Below are 22,944 nucleotides of genomic sequence, written 5' to 3'. Positions count from 1 at the left end.
TCGTGCTATCGCTCGGCGTTTCAGCAGAATCCGACCGTTCGACCATCGCGAGCAGAATAGTCAAAATCCAGACCGATATCCTGAAACGACCGTCCAAGGTTGGCACCGTCTCCGGGTTTGACTAACCTTGGAAACTGTCTGCGTAGATCTCTATTCGGCTTTTTCTGTGGGAGCCGTCCGCCGAGTCTGCGACTGCACGGCCGCTCGGCGACTCACCATCCCAACCCCGTGGGACTGTCTCGATGTAGCCTCTTCTAGGGCTGTTATTTCGTGTTCACAGTCTGATTAGCGGTGGATAATCCAAGGTTGGAGAAACTATCTATCCGACTCCCTACATCCTAATCTCTATAATCAAGAAGGACAGCGAACATATAGAAGAAGATGGTGGAAATAAGAGAGTTATTTCGAAGCTATAGTATTAAATGGGTCAATTACGGCCATAAAATAGAAGATATAACTCTATATCCGCTCACTTGGGCCGAAAGAAGAAGTGTATGAGAAAACTGAATACGAGAGAAGCCGCGGATTCGAGGTAGGTGAGTAGAGAGAACGCTCAACCGTGATGTCAGCACGAGTCGATAGAAACAGAATCGACCAGTCGGGAGACTCAAGACCCAGCGCGGACCCAGTCGGAGTGGTGGGCCATTGATGCTTCGCCCGTTAGACGACACCCGAACAGCAGGGGAGTGACTCCCTCGCTGCCGTGGCGACGTCACAGCCGCCGAAGTGGTGGACCACTGTCGGGGACTGGTCTCGTGCACGCAAGGATAATCGAATCGACTCTCGCTCGTATGTCGGCGGTTTCAGGGTCCGAACCGTCACTCTTCTATCGAGGAGCGAGCAAAGAGAAGACCGATACTGCACTCGAGGAAACCGTTCACGTCTCGTGGGGATAGTTTTATAAAATGTGTCGATAGTCCTCTAGACGCGATGTACGAGGTACTCGTACCTGTCGATCAGGACGCAGAGCGTGCTAGCCACCAGGCCGACTACGTAACGTCGCTACCCGGTACTGACGAGGTGAGAGCGACGGTGCTGCATGTAACGCCCCGAGAAGAGTCTTCCAGCGGTGAGCAGCGCTTCGACGACGTCGATACGGCGGTCAGGGTCGCCGAGCAGATAGAGGCGGCGGGCGTCTCTGTCGATCGCGTCGCGGACGCCGGGACCGTCACGAACCGTATCGTCGAGCACGCGGACGACGTCGACGCGGCGGAGATCGTTCTGGGCGGGCGGAAACGCTCAGGCGTCGCGAAGGTCCTCGTCGGGAGCGTTGCGCAGGACGTCATCTACTCGACCGACCGACCCGTCGTCATTACGGGGTGACTCTCTCCGGTGGAGGGCGCTCTGGTCGGTGACCACAGTTCCACCAGTGCTGTCCATCACCAATTTTAAGTAATAATATAGCGAGCTAGCGATATATGGCTCTCGGTGAGAACCAATACCCGTTCGAGACGGGTTCGTTACGTGACCCGTCAGAATTGATGCAACCGGAGCGGCTGGGCGCTCTAAAGCAGACGCGACTCAGCTTCGCGCGCCTCCTAATCGAAAAGATGGCGCGAGAACAGTGGCGAATCGATCTCGTGGAGGTGGACGTAGATGAAGCGGGAAATGGACGCGCGGTGTACAATATCAAGACCCCGTCGCGTCTCTTCTCGTTCGCCGTCCAGTCGCGACAGTCCAGCGACGAGGAGAACACCGATCGGATTATCGCCGAGTCGTGGGACTTGGAGACGTTCCTCTGTGAAGGGCGTGCGACGCCGGAATTCATCGACTCTCAGTTCGAAGAGCTTCCGAAGGTGCGGAAGGGCCGCGCCACCCCGAAGGTACTGATCTGGTCGAGAGCCAACCGGAGCTCGCGGTTCTTCGACCACATCGTCGACTCGCTGGCGTCGGGCCACCAGCCCGACGTCGAGTTCCTCTCCCAGGGCGGGTATCTGACTCGCTCCTCGGGATACTACGGAAACGGACTGAACGGCACCAAGGTGTTCGCGGCGATGGACGACGACCATCCGTTGAAACGGCCGTTCATGGCGCAGATGCTCGCCGTGTATATGCTCCGTGTCTTCGGCTACGACTTGGCTGACGAAATGGCCAAGGCCCGGAGTCCCGACGCAGCCACGCTGTCCGACGATATCAAGCGGTACCTCGGCACCGGGAACTCCTCCGGCGTCGGGATAATCCTCTATATGATCAACCACCCGCAGTTCGTTCACTCCTGGCTCCGCGCCAGAGAAGTCGCGCTGGCGCGTGCCAAGGCCAGAGACCCGACGGACGACGACATCGAGACGTTCACACGTCTCGTCGAGCACACGGAGACGTGGTTCGACGAGGACGAGAGCGACACAGAGCGCTTCTTCCACTCGAAAGATCGCATCGCGCACGGTTTAGAGCAAGCGCTAGAACAGGTCGGTGCGCTGTACGGCGACTCCGGTAGCGACACGCTCTGGACGCAGCTCTGTGAATGGGCCGAAACGAATCTGGAAGCGGAAACGCAAGAGGTCCTTCACGCGCTGTTGATCGACGTCTACCCCGAGGTCTGTGACGGTCTGGAGGACTCGCTGACCACCGCGGAGACCAGCGACGTCAAACCGGAGATGTCGCTCGCCGAGTTGGAGTCGCTCATCACGTCGAGCTACCAGTGGGCGCTCGACATCGAGATGTCCCAGTCCGGCGCTCAGCACTACATCTGGTACCGGTCGATCGAGAACGAAGAGCCCAGAATCGGCGTGCGAGAGGAACACGATTACGAGGAGTACGAGATCGACGCCGCCATCGCTCGACAGGTGCAGCAGCTATACGCGGACCTCCAGCAAGCGCCCGCGGCGGACTCCGTGGCCGAGTTCCTCTTCGAGCACCCGGAGCACCGCGAAATCGTCGAGCGGATACAGACGGTCCACAATCTCCCCTACGCGGAGGTGCGGGCCAATCCCATCGACGAGGAATTCGTCCCGTTGACGTTCATCTCCTGTCTCAAGGCCATCTGGGGGATTCAGAAGGCGCACCCGAAATCTATCGGCTGGGTGCGAGGCACGTTCTTCCAGGGGGCACCGCTACGCGAGGAACTGCCCGACGGCGAGACCTCCTACTGGGCGTATCCGTCGCGACCCGACCGGGCCGACTACTGGAGGGACGACTGATGTTGCTGAGCATTCGAGAAGTCCCGCAACTCGCCGGACAGTGTTTCTCCGCCGCCGGGCTTCCGGACGGTACCGCTCGGGCGAACGCTGACGCCATCCGGTGGACCGAAGCGTATCGCGGCTCGGGACTCACGACGCTCCACCGCCTCTTAGACGACTTATCGGAGTGGGACCGAGCCGCTCTCTCGCTGTCCGACCATGCCTCGATGATTACGATCGTCGACAGTGGGGGACAGCCGAGTCTCGTCTCAAGCGAGGCGGCACTAGACCTCAGTTGCTCACAGGCCCATCGACACGGGATCGGAATCACCTACGCCTCTATCAGTTCTGGCGACGAGAGTCTGCCCACCATCGGTCATACGGCCTATCGGGCGGCCGAACGAGGGTACGTCCCGATAGTCCTCTACGCGGACACGGAGAGGGGCGCGGGGACCATCGTCGGAACGCCCGGGGACCCGAAACCACTACTCGCAGAACGAGAACTCGACGAGCCGTCGGTCGGGTACGTCAAGATACTGGACGCCATCGAGCGCGGTCTCCATCAGTACCGAAACTACCCGCTGATGCAAGCGTTCTTTGACCGAGAGGAGGAGAACCGCTACTCGAACGCTGAGACGAGGTTGCTGGACCGACTGTTACGACGGTCGATGGAGCCGTCTGCCCGCCCGCTTCAGACGGCAGAGTCGGGCTTCCTGACCGTGTGCATCGACCCGCTCCATCCCCGGTATCCGAACGAGGTACAGGGAATCGTCGACCAGTTCGTCGAAGACGAGGCAGCCGATTTCACGACGGTCTTCCGGCCGAGTGACGTGCAGGAACGGGTCGGAAAGATGGTCAACGAGGGCGTCGAGATCAAGCGGGAAATCTGGGAAGAGATATTCGAGTACAGCAGCGGCGTACTCGCACCGCCGTTCGAGGGGTCACGCGAGGACGCGGGCTTCGATTTAGAGTAGGTCTGTCGTCCTCGTCACCGGACTGCCGATCCCGACTGGGCGAGCCGACCACAACCCGCAGTGCAGGGACTCGTCCGGTGTCTCACCCGTGGTCGTCAGGCCGAGGACGACAGTTCAATCATATACTGCGATTATTTCAGACAGCGCTCGCTCCGGCCCTCAGTCCGCGCTGTGAACGGGTAAGAAGCCGCAGTCCGGGCAACCGCTGTGTTTTGTCGTCCGGTAACTGAGCGTCCTTCCACACACCGTGCATTCGTACTGTGCCTGTCGCATGTGTCCACCACTGGCGCACACCAATATAAAAGGATTTCGTCTCACGCTCCCCGATACGCCTCTTCGTCAGCGACTACGGTGGACCCTCTCTCGAGAGTACCGTCACAAAAGCGAGAAGTGCTCTCTCCGAACCGGAGAGTAGTAGAAGCCCGAACCCTGACGCGGACTGCGCCCAGCGCTGAACCCATGGTCGACGGCTCACCTCGACAGAGCCAGCGTACCGAAACGGTTGAATTGTACCGATACCGAACAGTCTCTCTATCGTCGCAAAATCGACTCACCTGGTTCCCTACTCGAGCTGGTGTGAGCCGAGAGACCTGCGGAGTAGACGACACTGAATAACGAGCGTACAGATGTTAGGAGATTCAGGAGTGTCCGGCCGGGCCGAGGGTCAACACGAGTGCTATCCGACTGACTCCCGCGCATGTGGTTTGGGAACGGCATTCAAGGTGCCACAATAGCTGCCATCCCGGCAACGGATACGACCGAAATAACGTATGTACTGGTATTATTCTGGAGCGTGTTTGGACTGTGACCGTATCGTCCCGTCGGGAGAGCACGTCGCGATAGAGAACGACTGTTCGCTCTTGCTTACGAGTAGGTCGCTCTAATACCGATAATGCGAGCGGTCTCCTGGACCATCTCGGGCAGCTCGACCCGGTAGCGGTCTCCACTCATTCTAGTCGTCGGGCCGGAGACGCTTATCGACGCTAGCACCTGTTCGTTCGGACCGAGGACAGGCGCCCCGACCGCTCGCATTCCGGCAAACGATTCCTGATCGTTGAGGGCGTACCCCTGTTGACGAATATCCACGAGTTCGGATTCTAACGCCTCCCGGTCGGTGTGCGTCGATTCTGTTCGCTGTACGAAGTCGAGCTGGTCGAGTAGCTCCTGCTGTCGTTCCTCGGGGAGATGAGCGAGATAGGCTTTGCCGACCGCGGTAGCGTGCAGATCGACCGTCGTCCCGATACGGGAGTCAGTCTGCACGGCTCGTTCGGTCTTCGACTGATAGATGTACACCCCTCGCGCCATCTCTTCGACCATGACGTGGCCGTGTTCGTCGATAGTCGACACCAGTTCGTCCATCTCCTGTTTCGAGACTTCGTAGAGATTTCTCCGGGCCCGCGCTGCATCACCCAGGTCCAGAAATCGCAGTCCCAGGTGGTACGTGCTCCCTTCCTTGACGACGTAACCTAACCGGTTGAGCGTTCTGAGGTGGTTATGAACGGTGCTCTTCGATAACTCGAGTTCGTCTGCTAGCGCTGTAACCCGTTCCCCCTCGCTCTCCCGTAACCGTTCGATGATGGCAAACGAGGTTTCCGTTGCCCCGATCGTTCCAGCCCCGTTCGGTTCGTCCTCGGTCATGCTCTGAAGTATGGAAACCACCGGTATAAAACCTGGCCCGATTATTCGCGAGATAGAAACAATCGTTCTCTATCGGTACACTCACGCGTGTCGCCGAGAGCGACTCGCTGCCACCGAGGAGTACCTGTACACAGGCGCCGCGACACTGTACGAGCGCTGGCCGACTGGGACGCTCAGTTCCCACTCGGTGGTCGCTTCGGCGAATCGATGAGTGTCCCGACTGACTCACTCCCGAAAAGGCGACGAGCGTCGGCGGCGACATCAGCGTCGTAGCCGTGAGTGACCTGCCGGACGAGGTCGGCGAGAAGGAGAGACGACTGATGTGGTTCGGGAAGCGCGGGGCCCGGACTCAGGCCGCCGCGACGACGTCGATTTCGACCTTCATGTCACCCGCCAGGTCGTCCACCTGAACGGCACAGCGCGCCGGGAACGGTTCGCCGACGTACTTCCTGTAGACCTGGTTGACGGCGTCCGCGTCGTCGAAGTCAGTGAGATAGACGGTCGCCTTCACGATATCTTCGCAGCTCGAACCAGCGGCCGAGAGGATGGCCTCGATGTTCTCGAAGACCTGTTCGGCTTGCTCGGCGGGATCCCGACTGACCAGTTCCTCGGTTTCCGGGTCCCGCGGCGACTGTGCGAGATAGATTGAGTCTCCGTGTTTCGTAGCCTGTCCGATCGGAAGCCCGTCGAAGGACGGCGCTGTATCCGTCTGTATGTGCTCCACGTTCCCACGGATTCGGTACCGACAAAAAAGCGTTACTATCCCTCCTGGAGCGACGGTCGAGTACTGTCCGAAGCGGTAGTCCCGCGGGGGTTCAGCATCTAACGCTGAAAGTCACCCTCTTTACCGGCTTCCAGGCGAAACCGCACCAATATCGACGAACTCGAGGGGACTATCCGGTCTCGAAGAGACCGCGGTATCGGTCAGGGCTACGACGTTCACACACGGTTGCCTCCGGGGAGACGTGAGGAAAGAATACGGTCAGAACGAGCCGGGAGCGGGCGAGCAGCGGCAGAAGCCGAAGACGATGCTCTCAGTCGTCCGTAGCGCGAGTGGGTTCCTCCGCGACGACGTCCGTAGACTGGTTCGCGGAATCGGGACTCCGGAACCACGTTCGGTTCCCGTCGAATATCATCGCTCCGTGGTCGGACCCGAGTTCCCGCATGAAGACGAACAGCGAGAGAACGCATACGACCGCGAACGGAGCGCCAGTAACGATCACCGACGACCGCAGCGCGCTCGCGCCGCCGAGCACGACCAGGATCGAGGCGATGAGGCCCTGCAGGACGCCCCAGAAAAGCCGGTTGAGGCTGGAGGGGTTCTCTTTCCCGCCGGTGGTCAACATCGCAACGGCGAGCGTCGAGGAGTCCGCCGACGTCGCGAAGAACGTCACCACCAAGATCAGGAACAGTGGTTGCCACAGTACACCGAGTGGCAGCGCGCCGAACAACGCGTAGCCGGCGACACCGTCGCCGTACTGGGAGACCGCACCGAGAATGTCCACGACGCCGGCCTGCTGGAGGAACATCGACGTGCCGCCGATGACGGTGAACCAGACGATAGAGACGAGCGTCATCGTCACCAGTGCGGTGAACAGCACCTCGCGGATGGTTCGGCCCTTCGAGATGCGTGCGAGGAAGAGGCCGACGAACGGCGCCCACGCGATCCACCACGACCAGTAGAACACCGTCCAGAAGGACGTCCATCCCGTACCACCTTCGAGCCCCACACCGGTGAACAGGCTCATCCTGAAGAAGTTCTGAATGTACGTCCCAACAGCCAGCGCACCGGTGTTCAGCACGGCCAGCTCGGAGATGCTGCTCATAACGATACCGCCGACAAGCGTCGCGAACAGCAGGACAGTCATCAAGACGATATTGAAGTCCGAGAGTCGGCGGATCCCACGGTCCACACCGGCAATCAGCGATATCGTGAAGATGATCGTTATCCCGGTAATGGCCAGTACCGTCTCGACGTTCCCGAACTGAATCCCGGTCCGATAGGTGATACCGGCCAGTATCTGCGTCGCAATGAATCCGAGTCCCGTCGCGATACCGCCGAGCGTGGCGACGACCGCGAGGGTGTCGATCGTACGCCCGATGACGCCATTGAGGTTTTCACGCCCTAGTACAGGCATCAGCACCGTCGACGTTCGGAAGGGCGCATCGCGTCTGTACGCGTAGTATGCGACGGGAATGCCTATCGCGAGGTATCCACCCCACGCCGAGACGCCGTAGTGAAAGATCGAGTACGCGAGCGCCGGCACCATCGCGCTCGTCGTCCCGGCCTCGGCAGTCCCGGCGAACAGGGGTGGGACGGTTCCGTAGTGGGTCAGGGCCTCGACCGGACCGAAGAAAACGATTCCCGCCGAAAGACCCGCCGAAAAGAACATCGCCAGATACGAGAAGTTGCTGTACTCGGGGTCCTCGTCCCCCAGCTTGATTCGTCCGTAGGGGCTCACCATCAGATAGACACAGACGATGAGCATCACTAGCATCGCTACTAGGTACATCCACGCGAGGCCCTCCCCGAACACGCTGAACGCGGTCGTAATCTGACTCGATATCCATTCGGTCCGGAAGGCTGCCAACCCGATAAACACGAAGGTGACGAGCGCCCCGAACGCGAACGGGATGGTATCGATCTCATCTACGAACTGACTGAACACGCTTCTCCCGCTTGACTGAGCCATAGTATCGCTCCGTCATAATTGTTCAGTTCATTCGTGATATAGGTTGTGGTCCATCTATCATGGTGTTTAGAACAAGTAGGGTCTCTCCCCGCCGTCGGAAACGGCGTGATAGCCCCGTCCGATACCCGGAGGAGCACAGACGTCTCCGGCAGATTTGCCCACCCAGCATGAGACCTCGCCGACTGAGACTCACCCTCGAAAAGCGACATACCGTGACCGGTCGCGACTGGACCGACAGCGTCAGGCTCTGGTGTGGGCTCCCAAGATTTAAACCGATATCCCACCAGAGGTACGATATGGCCGACCAACAGCCGGTATTCGATTATACGTCGTCAGCGCCGTGGGAGCAGGTCATCAGGTCGTACGGCGGGAGCGAACAGATCAACGAGGCGATCAGAGAGATGGTCGCGTCGGGAAAGCGAAAAGACGAGTGCTGGGAGGCGATCTGGGACCACGAAGTCCGGGCCTTCGAAACTGACGAGGGGTTTCGGGACGAGGTGAGAGAGATCTACGAAGCCGCGGGCGTCAATCTGCTCAGCGTCACCCCGTGGACGCACGAGTCACACGTCTCTGAGCGGACCGGGCAGCGACGGGACCTCTCGAGATGGCAAGCCAGGTTCGACGCCGCAGACTGGTTACACAAGGTAACTTCCCCGGAAGACGCGCGCCAGGTGGCACGGAGCGACGACGTGGGAATCGTGTTGAACACGCAGAACGTCGGGGCCGCCATCGACGGCTCGCTGGATCGAATCGACGTGCTATACAACGAAGGAGTGCGTATTTTCCAGCTTACGTATAACTACCAAAATATGCTCGGCACCGGCTGTAACGACCCCTCTGAAGGCGGTCTATCCACATTCGGCCGCGCGGCGGTCGACCGGATCAACGAACTGGGTGGGGTCGTCGACGTCTCTCACTGCGGGAAACGGACGACGCTGGATACCATCGAATACTCCGACGAGCCGGTCGCGGTGACACACGCCACCTGTCAGAGCGTTTCGCACCACTATCGCGGCAAGTCAGATGCGGAACTGGAAGCGCTCGCCGACGCAGTCGGGTATGTCGGCATCGTGACGCTACCGTGGTTCATCGCTCCGGGCGAAACCCAGCCGACGCTCGATATCTTCTTCGAGCACCTCGACTACGCGCGTTCGATCGTCGGTGCGGACAACATCGGCATCGGGACTGACTTCTATCCGGCGGACGCGAAGTTCCCCAGCGAACTACTCGAGTATTACAAGCAACACATCATCGAGCTAGGGTTCGACCGCGAGAAGGTCGAGCAGCGAAACATCGCGGCCGGAATCGGCGATTTCAAAACGTATACGGACTGGCCGGTGATCAGAGCGGAACTCGGGGAGCGATTCCCCTCGGCACAGGTCGAGGGGATTCTGGGCGAGAATTTCCTCCGATTCTGGGAACGGGCGGTGTAAACCCTTCAGCGAGCGCGACGTCGTACCGTCGCACCCGAGGACAAGACTCGGACGAATCGGACTGAGCACGGAGTCACCGGTGATTTTATAACGCTCTATCTTGTACGACTGGATAGAACGGACGCAACCAGTCTGACGGTCGCTAGGCGTCGGATCGACCCGAACGCCCGGTCCGCGACTCGGTGAAACCCCGGTTTGTGTCCCGCTCGGAAGTGGTGTGGCGCACCGATTCGGAAGTCCGGTCGACCACCCATCCCGAAGGCTACCCAACTATGACCGACACGCGATACCAGTACATCGACGGCGAGTGGATCGAGGGCGACAGCGACGACGAGATGACAGTACGAAACCCTGCTGTCCCCGACGACCCACTCGCTACGTTCCCCCGGGCCGATCGAGAACAGACACGCAACGCGGTGGACGTCGCTACCGAGGCCAGCGAGGCGTGGGAAGAAACCACGCCGGACGAACGCGATTCGCTGTTATATGACATCGCAGATCTCATCGACGACAACGTCGACGAACTCGCACAGACGCTGACGAAAGAGGAAGGCAAAGCTCTCTCGTCGAGTCGCGGCGAGGTATCTCGAGCCGCGGAAATCTTCCGCTTTTTCGCCAGCTATGCCCGGACAGCGACCGGAGAGACGATTCCCTCCAGCGATCCCGACACGTTCACCTACACCATCCGCGAACCGCTCGGGACCGTCGCGCTCGTTACGCCCTGGAACTTCCCGATTGCGACGCCTTCGTGGAAGCTCGCGACGGCCTTAGTCACGGGGAATACCGTCGTCTTCAAGCCCTCGTCGCAGACCCCGATGATCGCCAAACAACTAGTCGAACTGCTCGAGCGAGCCGGTGTCCCCGACGGCGTCGTGAATCTCGTCGTCGGGTCCGGCTCGACCGTCGGCGACGAACTGACGACGAACGACGGCATCGACGGAATCTCGTTCACCGGGTCCACGGGCGTCGGTCGACAGATCGCCCAGGCTGCCGCCGACCGTGGAATCCCTATCCAGACGGAGATGGGCGGGAAGAACCCACAGGTCGTGCTTCCGGACGCGGATATCGAGGACGCGGCCGACGCCGCCATCGGAGGCGCTTTCGGGCTCACCGGCCAGGCGTGTACCGCTACCAGCCGTCTCATCGTCCACGAAGACGTCATCGACGAACTCACAGACGCCGTCGTCGAACGAGCCGAGTCCCTCTCGGTCGGGCCGGGCATGGACGACCCCGATATGGGCCCAGCCGTCTCCGAAGAGCAGGACGAGACGAACTTCGACTACATCGATATCGCGAAGGAAGCGGGCGCAACACTACTGACTGGTGGGACCCGGCCGGACGGACTGGAATCGGGGTACTACATCGAGCCCACCGTGTTCACCGACGTCACCAGTGATATGCGAATCGCTCAGGAGGAGGTCTTCGGCCCGGTCCTCTCGATTATGGAGGCGTCAGACTTCGATGAGGCGATCGAGATCGCGAACGACGTCGAATTCGGACTCTCGTCGAGTGTCTTCACCGCCGATATGGCCTCCGCGCGCCGGTTCGCTAACGCCATCGAAGCAGGCGTCGTTAAGGTCAACGGTGCGACGACCGGCTCGCAGATACAGATGCCGTTCGGCGGGATGAAAGCCTCCTCGTCCGAGACGCAGAAAGAGATGGGACAGACGGCCTACGAATTCTACACGCACGAGAAAGCAGTCTATCGGACGGACCCCTAACCGACAGCCGACCGATAGCGACACGACGAGACAAGGCAACGAATGCCACAGGGCGGCCAAGCCACGAATGGCACCAGGGCCGCGCTTGGCGGAATCACGGGGTCGCCGGAGGCGTACCGTACGCTCTTCGGTCGTGACGCCGTGGCGTATACGACAGGTAAACGGTTCAGAGAGACCATGGCTACGAAACTATACTCGAAGCGTGACATCGAATCTCACCTCGAACTGAACGCTGTGCTAGAGGTGATGAAAAAGACCTACGTCGAGACCGCCCAGGGGCGCGTTCTGAATCCCTCGAAACTGACGATGCATCTTGGAGACGACGGCGGCTGGCCGGACAGAAACGCGTTTTCCATCGACATGCCGGCGTATGTCGACTGGCTGGAGGTCGCAGGTATGAAGTGGGCCGTCGCGACGTGGGACGCCGATACCGATCAACCGATCAGCTCTCAGATCCTGCTTTTCGACCTTGACAGGGGCGAGTTCACGTCGATAATGGAAGGGATGTACATCACCGGCGTTCGAACCGCGATGCAGTCCGTTATCGGCCTGAAACAGCTCCGGCGAGAGAGCCCTGCTTCGGTCGGTGTCTATGGGGCGGGATTCCAGGCAAAGTTCCAGATACCGACGATTGACCGTCTCACCGATGTGGAGACGTTCAGGCTGTTCGACACCGACACCGAAGCCGCCAATTCGCTCGCGAGCGCCCTCGAGACGGAGACTGATGCGGATATCGTCGTCGAAGAGTCTCCCAGCGCCGTCGTCGAGAGCGATGCGATTATTACGGTCACGAACTCGAAGTCGCCCGTATTGAAAGAAGCGTGGCTTGACGGCGACGAATTCATTATCGCACTCGGTTCGTATCGAGAACTACCGGAAGAGACGATTCTCGACTCGGACCACATCTTCGTCGACCATCCGGAACAGTGTCTCGAACGCGGGGCATTGGCCGGTCTGGCGGAGCGTGACGAACTGACAGCTACTGACCTAAGTGCGACCATCGGTGAAGTACTCGACGGGGGGTACGAACGAGCGATAGATCCGGACGATCGAGTCGTATTCGTACCAATCGGGCTGGGTTCACAAGATATTGCTATCGCAGAGCACCTACACAGATACGGGGAGGGAAACAGTTCGGTCGAGACGTTCGAATTCGCCTGACTGGGGTTCTGTCGGCGAAGTCAATTGCCCCTATAGCGGGACTGCGTTCACGAACCGCAGTTGCCGCGATGGCGCACTCTACGGACACGCCGAATTCAGAGCCCAAATTGGACGAAATGTCGGTAGAAAATGGCACGATCTACACTTTATACTATTTTATAGACCTACTATCAAGAACCCGGAGCGAGTGTGGCAGAAGCGAGGTCATATTCGGAGAAATAAATACTAAATGGAGTAAAATACTTCTATTTTGGAAGAGGTAGAAACAGACGGTGAACTCGAGTATTAGATGAATTGTGAGCAATTCGTTCGGCATTCGACCCACCGCGCTCCTGCTTCCCTCGGCCGGCGGCCCCTGTATGGAGTCCGGCTGCGAGACGGTGATTCGTCGGTTCGGATTCGCCCTAACGAGAGCGACACACCCCGATACGTCTTCTAAACCGACATGTCGATGTCACCGGTACCGAACAGAACATTCGGCTCAAGTAGAACCCACGGATAGTCGTCGGTGTGGTCGTGAGTATAGAACGCGCACTTCTCACCTGAGACGGATGCAAATAATATCCCGTCGGCCATCGGAGACGCGGATGACTGCAGAGGGTACGTTCGGCTGCCCCCTACGCTTCGACCCCGCTATCGGGGCTCGCTCAAGCCCGAATAGGGTCGGAATTTGGACTGATTGCCTCGTGGCATTTCCATCAGCTCCAACAGTTCATCACGTACAAAGCCGAACGCGCTGGCATCCGCGTCGAGACGGTCGATGCCTACCACACCAGCCAGCGGTGTGTGGGTCGATGGGCAATCGTGATGGCGACCACTTTTCGTGTTCGGAGTGCGATCGTGGACGACACGCCGACCTGAGCGCTTCGGAGAATATCGCACAACGGGAGGGAGAACCATGCACGGCCTAACATCCTCGAAAACGCAGAGCGTTTTCGGGCGCACGGAAATCTCCGATTTCCGTAGCCTTCGGGTGAGGCGACCCGTGCTACCTCGCTGGGTGAATAACCAGCCGTCTTCGACGCCTGCTGTATGCGGGGAGGAAGGCCCCATTGACAGGGCTACACGCGCTGGAAAGCACACCGTTGGTCACAACTCGGTGGCGACCTTCGACGTTCCACGCGAAAGCGTACTTGAGAACCGAGGAAACGCGCAATCTGAATCTCCACTTTGTGGATTCCCGCGTCTGTAGGCGCGGGAGGATGTCAATGCGCTGTCGACCCCGGCGGCTGCCGGTCAACGGAACTTCGGCGAAAGGCGAGATAGCCGGCCACGACCGCCGAGAGGAGACCGACGGGGAAGCCGACGAACACTATCGCCGTCGCGAGCCCGATGGCCTGCGTCCAGACGACTCCCATCGCGAGCCCGCCGCCGACGACGAAACCGACGGTCGCCCCAGCGAACGTTCGGAGCCGACGCCGTGTTCGTACGGATGCGTGTCCGGTCGCTCGGCGTTCAGTTCGGTAGGTCAGTCCGAGGTACGTGAGCGGAAGCGCGACCATCCCGGCGACGAAGCCGGCCGGCAGTCCCAGCATCGCGGAGGGCCAGACGTGCGGCGCGAGGGCTTCCGTGACGCCGACGCCGACGATAGCGAAGGCGAGTATCCCTGCGAGCAGACTCACGACCGATTTGCGGAGTGTGTTCATACACGTCCTTCGTCGCCCGAAGAGATAACACCAGATGTCGATTCCCGACTCCCGAGAACCGTAGTGTCGAGAGCGTGTCGATAACTCGTTGACCGACATCTCGCCAACTCGACAGTTGCTTGTCGCTGTTATTCTCCGCAGAGAGCGCAGGCTACCGGCCCTGTACAATCTTCTCCACTCGGTCGATGACACCCTCCCGCTCTAGAAGGCGATTCATCGCTTCGTACATTCGTTGTTGTTTGAAATAGTTGGCGAAGGCGAGGATAGTAGGCGCCCACAGGCCGATAAATATCCCCATCTCTCTGTCCTTGTTGACGAAATACACGAACAGGGCAAGTACGACGGAGACTGCAGATGCCACTGTCCAGGGGTCTCGTCCAGACTGTTCGACCGTTTCTAATGCGCGGCGTTGGCTTTCTGTCGACATTCGCCCTGAGAGACGCCCACTATGCATATTGTTATTGTATCAGTATTCGGTAAAGACGACGAGGTAGCGGGAGATAATCGAGCGTATCCCTGCCTTATCGAACCTGACAAGCGATCTTCCGGGACTGTCGTCCTGGTAACTCTCAACTTTCACTCGACTGAACGGTTGTAGGCGTCTTTTTGCGCCCACTCGCGTTGGATTAGCTCTCTGACACCGTGGTCGAGTATGACTTTCCCGAAGACAGTCGCACGGTAGTAGCGGTGGATTCCGCATTTTCCGGGACGTTCCACATCCGCTTCTCGACCAATCTTACCTTTCACCAGCGAGAGAGTCCCCCGTCGTTCACGGCGGGGAAGATGTCATAACGTGCTCAACCTACGAAAGCCGCCGTGTGGGCGTCTCGAACAGTCGGGCCTCTCTGTAGAGCGCTGAAAAGCGCGGTGTAACCTCCTTACACGAAATCAAGGAGAAAGCCCACAACTTCAGTCGTGGGTGGATGTCAAAACCAATAGCAGTGAGGATGCGGTAGAGCACTACCCTTCTCGCGGCAACGAGACACGGCGAACGCACTTAGCTCCCCGATAATTTTCCATTCGTGGAAGCTATGGCCGACAATGAGACGACGGACGCTCCTCACCCACTCGATGGCGGCCCTCGGTGGGTCAGCGCTTATCGGGACCGGCGGGGCGGCATCGACGACGATGACACAGGCAGGTGAGGGGACGCGCACGACGGAGACGCTTCTTGCGGGGACGAAGTACGCAACAGACGTGGTCACCATCGATGCGCCGAACGACGGTCCCACCGCTGTCGTCGGCGGCGGGATGCACGGTGACGAACCGAGCGGGTATCGGGCGGCGAGCGACGTGGCCTCGTGGAAGTTCGACGCCGGAAAACTGGTCGTCCTTCCGGAGGCGAACCGACCGGCCATCGAGCGAGGGACGCGACACAACGACAGCGGTGACCTGAATCGGAAGTTCCCTACGGGTCGAGAGGCGGAGACGAAACTCGCACGGGCTATCTGGCAACTGATCGAGAATACCAACCCCGATGTCGTCCTCGATTTACACTCCTCGAAGGGCGTGTATCGAACCCACGAATCGGCCGTCGGGCAGGCGATTTTTCCGACAGTAGTCGACCCGGCACCGACGTACGCGCAGACGGCCATCGAGACCGCGAACGATACCGTCGTCCCGTGGTATATGCCGTATCATCGCTACGAGCGCGGGAACCTCCTCGACGGGTCTTCGCCGCTTCTCGTCCACAAAGTCGCGGGTGACCTCGACCTTCCGGGGTACATCGTGGAGTCGACGAAGTTCATTCTCGATCCGCCGACTGCGGCACGCTGGACGTCGCTCGTCGCCGAGACGCTGTTGGCGAAACACGGCATCCCGCGGCGTGACGGGCGGGTCGAAATCACGGCGGGTGACGGGAGCAGATGAGCGACACGACTGCGGGTGGATTCGACTTTCGGCATCTCCGGACGGTGTTCGCCGGCCGCGTCGTCGTGACCGTATTCTCCCTCCTCACGGTCCCACTCGTCGTCGGCAGCTTGGACGGTCGACTACTGACGCCGTTGGCGTATCCGGGCTACCTCGTGATGATGGTCGGCAGTTCCGTCGGGAGCTATCTGTTTCCGAACTACGCCCTCTGGGTGTTCTGGGCACCCTTCCTGCTGGGAAGCTACGCTGTCGCCGTCGTCGCCGGTGTCGGATACCGTACCATTCGCTGACAGCCGTCCGCTGGACAGCTACAGAGCGCTGGCACGCCGTCTTCGACGGTGACGGTGTATTCGCGCCTCGGAGTCGGCGTCGCTCTCAGTATCGAAAGGAGAACAGACGGTAGACAATTTCACACGGAGTAGCTATTATGTGGTGAGTCGAAAGAGTACCATGAGGGTTTCCAGTACCGCTCGGCGGCCGTTCAGCGAACTCACGGACCTCGCAGCCACCAAGCGGCTTCGAAGGCTGCTGGGCGCGATTCGCTACGACCGCAGCCGGTACGAATCTCCCAGCACGCCCGACGACGAACTCGTTTCGGCCGTCACGTCTCCGTACACGTCGGTTGAGGACGCGTACGAAGGCCTCCGCCACCTCGAAGGGCTCCTCGTCGCTCGTGGCGACCGGCGTTCGGTTTTTCTCACCATCTACAGTCGCATGACCCGACAGATCTGGGCGGGTATCGACCGGGGCGACTTCGAGAACCTGGCGTGGATGCGCGCCTACACGGTCACATTCGCGAACTACTATCGACGCGCATTCTTGGCGTTCGAAGCCGGCAATCTTGATGCCGTGCCCACCCCGTGGCGTATCGCCTTCGGAACGGCACGCCATGGTGACGCCCTCGTGATACAGGACGCCTTCCTCGGTATCAATGCACACATCAACTACGACCTCGCGCTGACGCTTCGAGACGTCGGGATCGACCCGAACCGAGCGACGAAATACGCCGATCACTGCGCCGTCAACGAGATACTCGCCCGTCTCGTCGACACCCAGCAGTCGGCACTGGCAGCGATGTATGCTCCAGGAATCGAAGATATCGACGCGATACTCGGACGGCTGGACGAGTGGCTCTCGCTGCTCGGCCTCACAGAGGGGCGCGCGCACGCTTGGCGAGTGGCCGTCGTCTTGTCCACTGCTAGGTGGGCGGCGCTGTGGCCAGTTGCACACTGGATGCTGCGAACGGCCGCTACCGGTGGGGCGGCGTTCCTTTGCAGCCCAGGAGCCGATTCCGAACTCTTAGAGCAACTCGAACGATTCGAACGCGAGGGAATGGATGTCACCAGTTCGGTCGAGACGCTACAGACGCGTCTCGATGACATCGCCTGAGATTGGCGGCGACGGAACCGTTGAGGGGCGCTTCTGCCTGTAACCGGCGTCTCAGGACTGCTCTAGTTTCAGGATGTCAGAGGGCGTGGCGACTTCGAGTTTGTCCTGGCGTTGCCAGTCCTCGATTATGTCCAGCAAGTGGTTGAAGTGCTCCGTATCGACGTCCTGCTCTTTGCCGATGTCGGCGAAGTTGACGACGGTGAGCTGGTTGTACTTCGCCGCGAGGTTGATCATCCGAGCCGCGCCGTTCAGGTCTGCGCCGCTGACCGTCGAGACGGCCTCTTTCCCGACCGGTGGGACGATGTTCGGTCCCGCACCGTAGGCGAAGCCATACTCGTGGAACTCGTCGACGAGGTCGAGCGTCGTCGAGTTGTACTGCCCGTAGGGGAGGGCCACGAACTGCATCCCCTTTCGGAACCCTTTCAGACGGAGGTACTCCTTCGTCTGCTTGATAGTCCGACGCTGTTCGTCCTCGGACATCTCGGGCAACGGCGTGCCGACGTGTGGCGAGGAGACCACGTCCCAGCCGGCGGTTTGCATCTCTCGAAGTTGTCCGGTCGTGAGCGCGCCGTCGCTGTTGATCTGGTCTGGCACTGCGGCGACCATCGCGGGTATGTCGCGTTTCTTGAGTTCCTGAAACGCCACGTCGTACTGAGAGGCGTGACTGTCGCTAAAGGAGAGGACGACGCGGCCCTTATCGGTCTGCTTGGGGTGTTTACGCAGGTCGTCGACGACGAAGTTGATGGGTTCACCGTCCGAGAGGACGACGATGCGGAGCTCTTGGACGTTCTCCAGCATCGGGTCGCCTCGAAGGCCGGTGTAGCCAAGGTCGACGCGCATCCAGCCGTCCATGGCGTCTGGGATGTAGCGCCGGCAGACGAGGTGGTCGCTCCGGGCGGGCGCGATGACTTCCATCGCGAGCTTGCCCGGGCTGGGTTTTTCCATCTTCACCGCAATCGAGAGGTTGTTCTTCGTGAGGTCGAGGCCGTCCGGGTAGGCCTTGTACATCCCCGCGCCACCACCGGCCGGGTTCTGGATGCGGACGGACTGGCTGCCGCGGAAGACGTCTTCGGTCTCCGCGGAGACGTCTCCCTGAATCGTCCCCCAGTACTCGAGGTTCTCGAAGTCGTCGAGGACCTCCCCCCGGTTCGTATAATCGAACTGCTGGGAGGGCGTCCCCGTCTCCTCGGGCGTCCCCGTTCCGGTCTCGGTTTCCGGCGTCGCAGTGGGCGTAGCTGTTTCGTTGCCCGCGGGCGTTTCGGTATTCTGTGGGTCGGTATCACCAAGTGCGCCACAGCCTGCGAACATGGCAGCACTCGATGCGGTCGCAGTGAGGAACATCCGGCGATTGGTGTTTCGCTTCATCTGCCCCGTCATTCGTTATGTCACTTCTTTATATTGTGGTGGCTAAATAGCGCTTAGATAGACAGTAAACCGGCTCAAAGCGGCTTCATCGTCCCGTCTAGTATCCACTGGTTATGTGCGTTTCAACTGTATATCACGACTAGGAGTGCCGCTGGGTATCGAGATTCCCTCTCCGATTTCCGGTGCTGTGGGTCCCCACTGTGTCGGTCGATCGTCTCGCATCCTCTCGCGGTGACTTCCACTTCAACTTCCCGACCTTGTCCCCGTTTTGTTTCTGCTCGGAGAGTCCGTCGAGGTTGTGGTAGAACCGAGCGGCTCTGTTGAAATCCTCAGCAGGTGACCAGTCCTGGCCCGGGTGTGGTCAATACGGGGAAAGCACTTACTGATGAGCAAATGAAATATGGGTGTGCAACGTCGGAGTTTCATTGCCACACTTGGAATACTGATACCAGCCGTCAGTGGTGGATGTGTTTCCTCTATTCGGGAAACCGTGAACCCAACTACTCAGCTCGGATGGTTTGGAGTCCATAATGCGGACACAGATTCGCCACACCGGTTTGATCTTGAAGTAAAACGAGATGGGGAGATTGTTCATTCCTCTTCACATAGGGTTGAAGCAGCACGTGAATTCGAGAATGGTGGGCAATACAACGATGGGGCTGTGGCGGAGTGTGAATGGGGAAGTACTCCGGGCGACTATACAGTCCGTGTCCGAGTAGACCAAACCGATTGGATAGAAAAATCCGTTACGGAGTTCGCAACATCGAGAAATGTGGATTGTGTCGTCGCCGATGTCAGATATCGGTCTACACTCAACATCGATTTCAAAGAGGGTTGTGACCGAGATGATTTTGGCCAGATGTGCTCTTTCACCAACTAGATTTGCAGGCTTTGCGGAGCGAAGTTGGTACCTGCTTCTGGAGGTAGAATCAGACACTATTCATGTTGTAAGCACGCTCTATCTAACGGCTGTTTCATTCCATATTGTGTCTGAAGAATATGATTTCAACAGAGCCAACCGAGCAACAGTTCGCTAGAGTGCTTTCGAGTTGACTTCCGAGAAAACGGGGAACTCGTCTTTCCAGCCGGGAAGTCGTCCGTGGTGTTTGTACGCGGAGCCGATGTCGTTGGCGTCCACGTTCTCGTATTCGTATAGGGTGTAGTTGTACGCTTGACAGTGAATGTCGATGTGACGTCCCAGTCGTTCCGCTACCTCTTGTGTTGGGTATGCAGGATAGCGGTGACTGTACTCCATCGCTGTCTTTTTATTAAATTTTATTTACTTAATATTTGTATTCTAACTATGGATATAACCCTGGGAATTCTTCTAGACCGCTTGTAAAGACGTAAGCTACCACGGCCTGAAGGCCGTGGCATTCAGCGTGGACTCCCACTCAAGCCAATTCAGGCACGGATGTGACTCCGTTCGTGTTCAACATCCCACTGTTCAAGCGCACGCCTACGGGTGCGCCTCCCTCACCGCCAGTTTGGTTGCGAAGGAGTTTCAGACCGATGTTCTTCGAGGCGTTGTAGTCAGCGTGGTTCTCGTACCCGCATTGCTGACACTCAAACGACTCTCCGTGGCGATTCTCCTCGTGGGTGAACCCGCACGTCGAACATTGCTGTGACGTGTACGCTGGATTCACCTGCTCAACCGAGATACCGTATTCCTCGGCTTTGTACTCCACGTTCTCAAACAGGCGTCGGAACGTCCATTCATGGAACTTCCGGGCGTTTGGCATTCGAGAACGAATGCCTGTCAGGTTCTCGAACGCGATATGCGAACAGTCGTTCTCCAAAGCCTCCTTGACAAGCTCGTTCGCAATGCGATGTAGTTCCTGTGTGAACCGCCCTGTCTCCGTATCACCGACCGACTGGACGTTTTCGTGTGCCCACCGCGTCCCACACTCCTGAAGCGACCGACGGCGCTCGACGTACTCAGTACGCCAATGGGCGAGTTCGGCGGCAGACCAGAACGCCCCTGTCGAGGTAACAGCGATGTTCTCGACCCCGAGGTCTACCCCGAGAACCGTTCCGTTCTCAGAATGTTCGGGGGCGTCCATATCCGCCTTTGTTCGGATATGGAGGTAGAGTCCGTCCTCGCGCTCGTGGAGTGTCGCACCTGTCCGCTCGTAGTCCTCATTGAACAGGTACTTCGTGTGAGGAGTGTCGCGGTCCTCATCAGGGAGTATGTAGTCGACGGTAACACGCCCGTCGATGGTGGACAGCGTGGCGTGGTCGTCGTAAAACGTCGCGTTGCGCTGGTTGTACTCACAGAACGGCGTCGTGAACGTCGGTAGAGAGGCGTACTCGCCTTTCTTCCATTTCGAGACGACGCTTTTGAGCGCGTCTACAGCGCGGTCGCGTGCAGACTGAACGTGGTTGCTGTGCAAGTCAGTTCGGTCGCGCACGTCGCTGTAGGTTTCCTCGTGAAGTACGGACTTGCGTGTCTCGACAGACTCTCCTTCAGAGGCAACGTCTACAACATAATTGGCAGAGTCGAGGAACTGCTGGATTGTTTCTCGAAGAAGATCCGCGTCGCTGTCGTCCACATCGAGTTTGACGGGAACGGTTCGACGGACCTCCACGTACTTCACAACACAGCAAGCATTTTTAAATCTTAATCTACTGGTGGGGGAGTCGGTCTGCCGATGCACGTAGATTGTGTAGCGGGGTGTCGGCTTCCTCCCGCGCCTAAAGGCGCGGGTTTCCGCCTCGCATTCATTATGACCCTATCGAACTCCTCGAATTACCACCCGTTCAAATCCGAGTGAGGAATGCAGACTCTCGCTCGTCGGTTAGAAAATCTCGGATTCGATCGGGGGAGGCCGACACGGCCACTCCTCCCGACTACGAATCAAACTCGAAGAGACGGCGAAGTTCGGCCTCGATGTTGTCGGTATAGGCGGTAAGCACGGTGTCGAACGTTTCCTCGTCGCCGGGCAGCGACTCGGCCCGCTCTGGCGTATCATCCGGCAGTACGACGCGGAACTCGCCGTTTCCCTCGTATACGGGTTCGCTCTCACTGAGGACCTGCCGGTCGATCCCACGAAGCACCTCGGAATCGTACCGGCCGTGGAGTTTCTGATAGGCATTCGAATATGCCGTTTCCAGCTCCTCGAAGTAGTGACGGTACTTATCCTCGAACTTTTCCGGGTCGAACTCGGTCATCACCGGAGAGAGACCACGCAGACGAAAAGATGCTGTGACTGTCCCATCTTCGATGGGTGAACCCAGGGTGAGCGACTCGCCGAGAGCCGTAGCAGTCCCAGCGACCGCGACGATCCTACCGACGGTCGAGATTCCGCTGCGTTCGCACAGAAGTGGACATCACTCGACTGAACAGTTGTAGGCGTCTTTTTACTCTCACTCGCGTTGGATTAGCTCTATGACTTTCTCGAAGACGGTCGCATGGTAGTCGCAGTGGATTCCGCCTTCTTCGGAACGGTTTCAGCGCTCGACCACGACTTTCTTCGTTTGTTTGGCGTCGATACCGAACAACAATCCAGCGAGGAACAATAGCTCGTTACCAGTGTAGTACTGCTGAATAACGTAATTGACGAGACCGATGTCTGGTGCTGCTATTCCGAGTATCACTAACAGGAGGGCAATGATCGCGGCGAGACCGGCGACCCATCTAACGATGACTCCGGAGACGAACCCCACTATGAGGACAACCACTGCTGCCAAGAAACTCATAGAGTGCCTCGTCGAATCTGCATCGTCTTCTGGTTGCGCGTGAGCATCTGATACGCCATCGTGACCAGTGTACGCCTGGACTCCCTGTATGTCTCTCGGATACGACCGCCCGAACGTCACAGTGAGTCGGCGGGTTTGTACCGAGCGCTGCGGCGAATCCCGACCGTCATGCGGTCGGGTGTGCATCGATTTTCAACGGCTACTATAGGGTCGGCCCATCGAGTCGGGGTCGCGTACGTA

General features: G+C 59.0%; 18 protein-coding genes and 2 pseudogenes. 10 read left to right on the top strand and 10 right to left on the bottom strand.

The features are described 5' to 3' along the window. Positions 1-930: 930 nt before the first annotated feature. From E4S61_RS09685 to E4S61_RS09675, 3 genes are all read left to right on the top strand, one after another. Complete coding sequence (locus tag E4S61_RS09685) at positions 931-1,323, top strand: universal stress protein (protein ID WP_135303729.1); 393 nt, start codon at positions 931-933, stop codon at positions 1,321-1,323. A 95-nt stretch (positions 1,324-1,418) separates the two neighbouring features. Continuing rightward, positions 1,419-3,137: a hypothetical protein gene (locus E4S61_RS09680; RefSeq protein ID WP_135303728.1), complete on the top strand. Its 1,719-nt coding sequence runs from the start codon at positions 1,419-1,421 to the stop codon at positions 3,135-3,137. Continuing rightward, the gene (locus tag E4S61_RS09675) at positions 3,137-4,090 is read left to right on the top strand and encodes a hypothetical protein (RefSeq protein ID WP_135303727.1); all 954 of its coding nucleotides are present in this window, start codon (positions 3,137-3,139) and stop codon (positions 4,088-4,090) included. The genes E4S61_RS09680 and E4S61_RS09675 overlap by 1 nt, the downstream gene beginning before the upstream one ends. Before the next feature lie 864 nt (positions 4,091-4,954). On the opposite strand, the gene E4S61_RS09670 is transcribed toward E4S61_RS09675, so the two are convergent. From E4S61_RS09670 to E4S61_RS09660, 3 genes are all read right to left on the bottom strand, one after another. Further along, a complete protein-coding gene (locus E4S61_RS09670; RefSeq protein WP_135303726.1) occupies positions 4,955-5,728 on the bottom strand; it encodes an IclR family transcriptional regulator in 774 nt (257 codons plus the stop codon). Positions 5,729-6,077: 349 nt separating this feature from the next. Next, entirely contained in the window at positions 6,078-6,452 is a 375-nt protein-coding gene (locus E4S61_RS09665) for a RidA family protein (protein WP_135303725.1), read from the bottom strand. 310 nt (positions 6,453-6,762) lie between these two features. Beyond that, the gene (locus E4S61_RS09660) at positions 6,763-8,421 is read right to left on the bottom strand and encodes a BCCT family transporter (RefSeq protein ID WP_135303724.1); all 1,659 of its coding nucleotides are present in this window, start codon (positions 8,419-8,421) and stop codon (positions 6,763-6,765) included. A 296-nt stretch (positions 8,422-8,717) separates the two neighbouring features. On the opposite strand from E4S61_RS09660, the gene E4S61_RS09655 reads away from it, so the two are divergent. From E4S61_RS09655 to E4S61_RS09640, 4 genes and pseudogenes are all read left to right on the top strand, one after another. Then, positions 8,718-9,854 carry a dipeptidase gene (locus tag E4S61_RS09655; RefSeq protein WP_135303723.1) on the top strand — a complete coding sequence of 379 codons (1,137 nt, stop codon included), beginning with the start codon at positions 8,718-8,720 and terminating at the stop codon, positions 9,852-9,854. Positions 9,855-10,126: 272 nt separating this feature from the next. Beyond that, the gene (locus E4S61_RS09650) at positions 10,127-11,575 is read left to right on the top strand and encodes an aldehyde dehydrogenase family protein (RefSeq protein ID WP_135303722.1); all 1,449 of its coding nucleotides are present in this window, start codon (positions 10,127-10,129) and stop codon (positions 11,573-11,575) included. Between the two features lie 177 nt (positions 11,576-11,752). After that, positions 11,753-12,736 carry an ornithine cyclodeaminase family protein gene (locus E4S61_RS09645; protein ID WP_135303721.1) on the top strand — a complete coding sequence of 328 codons (984 nt, stop codon included), beginning with the start codon at positions 11,753-11,755 and terminating at the stop codon, positions 12,734-12,736. A 678-nt stretch (positions 12,737-13,414) separates the two neighbouring features. After that, a pseudogene (locus E4S61_RS09640) lies at positions 13,415-13,647 on the top strand (zinc ribbon domain-containing protein); the annotation flags it as partial. Positions 13,648-13,941: 294 nt separating this feature from the next. Here E4S61_RS09640 and E4S61_RS09635 read toward each other — a convergent pair. Continuing rightward, a complete protein-coding gene (locus tag E4S61_RS09635) occupies positions 13,942-14,382 on the bottom strand; it encodes a hypothetical protein (RefSeq protein WP_135303720.1) in 441 nt (146 codons plus the stop codon). A 151-nt stretch (positions 14,383-14,533) separates the two neighbouring features. Then, a complete protein-coding gene (locus E4S61_RS09630) occupies positions 14,534-14,743 on the bottom strand; it encodes a hypothetical protein (RefSeq protein ID WP_135304683.1) in 210 nt (69 codons plus the stop codon). Between the two features lie 680 nt (positions 14,744-15,423). Between E4S61_RS09630 and E4S61_RS09625 the strand changes: the two genes are divergently transcribed. The 3 genes from E4S61_RS09625 to E4S61_RS09615 all read left to right on the top strand — a co-directional run bounded on the left by E4S61_RS09625 (position 15,424) and on the right by E4S61_RS09615 (position 17,640). Continuing rightward, positions 15,424-16,251 (top strand): succinylglutamate desuccinylase/aspartoacylase family protein, encoded by an 828-nt coding sequence (locus E4S61_RS09625; protein WP_135303719.1) that lies wholly within the window; start codon positions 15,424-15,426, stop codon positions 16,249-16,251. After that, a complete protein-coding gene (locus E4S61_RS09620) occupies positions 16,248-16,541 on the top strand; it encodes a hypothetical protein (RefSeq protein ID WP_245180659.1) in 294 nt (97 codons plus the stop codon). Before E4S61_RS09625 ends, E4S61_RS09620 begins: the two co-directional genes overlap by 4 nt. 160 nt (positions 16,542-16,701) lie before the next feature. Continuing rightward, complete coding sequence (locus E4S61_RS09615) at positions 16,702-17,640, top strand: DUF5995 family protein (RefSeq protein ID WP_135303718.1); 939 nt, start codon at positions 16,702-16,704, stop codon at positions 17,638-17,640. 51 nt (positions 17,641-17,691) lie between these two features. Here the strand turns inward: E4S61_RS09615 and E4S61_RS09610 are convergent, their stop codons facing one another. From E4S61_RS09610 to E4S61_RS09590, 5 genes and pseudogenes are all read right to left on the bottom strand, one after another. Further along, entirely contained in the window at positions 17,692-19,005 is a 1,314-nt protein-coding gene (locus E4S61_RS09610; protein ID WP_167768460.1) for a polysaccharide deacetylase family protein, read from the bottom strand. 1,036 nt (positions 19,006-20,041) lie between these two features. Then, positions 20,042-20,260, bottom strand: a pseudogene (locus tag E4S61_RS09605) (RNA-guided endonuclease TnpB family protein); the annotation flags it as partial. Positions 20,261-20,399: 139 nt separating this feature from the next. Continuing rightward, entirely contained in the window at positions 20,400-21,593 is a 1,194-nt protein-coding gene (locus tag E4S61_RS09600) for an RNA-guided endonuclease InsQ/TnpB family protein (RefSeq protein ID WP_135303716.1), read from the bottom strand. Between the two features lie 262 nt (positions 21,594-21,855). Beyond that, positions 21,856-22,176: a DUF5783 family protein gene (locus E4S61_RS09595; protein WP_135303715.1), complete on the bottom strand. Its 321-nt coding sequence runs from the start codon at positions 22,174-22,176 to the stop codon at positions 21,856-21,858. Positions 22,177-22,455: 279 nt separating this feature from the next. Further along, a complete protein-coding gene (locus E4S61_RS09590; protein WP_135303714.1) occupies positions 22,456-22,704 on the bottom strand; it encodes a hypothetical protein in 249 nt (82 codons plus the stop codon). Positions 22,705-22,944 lie beyond the last annotated feature (240 nt).

Source organism: Haloarcula amylovorans (assembly GCF_004681185.1).
GTDB classification, from domain to species: domain Archaea; phylum Halobacteriota; class Halobacteria; order Halobacteriales; family Haloarculaceae; genus Haloarcula; species Haloarcula amylovorans.
The sequence above is the reverse complement of the archived record's forward strand: the minus strand, read 5'-3'. Positions and strand labels throughout refer to the sequence as shown.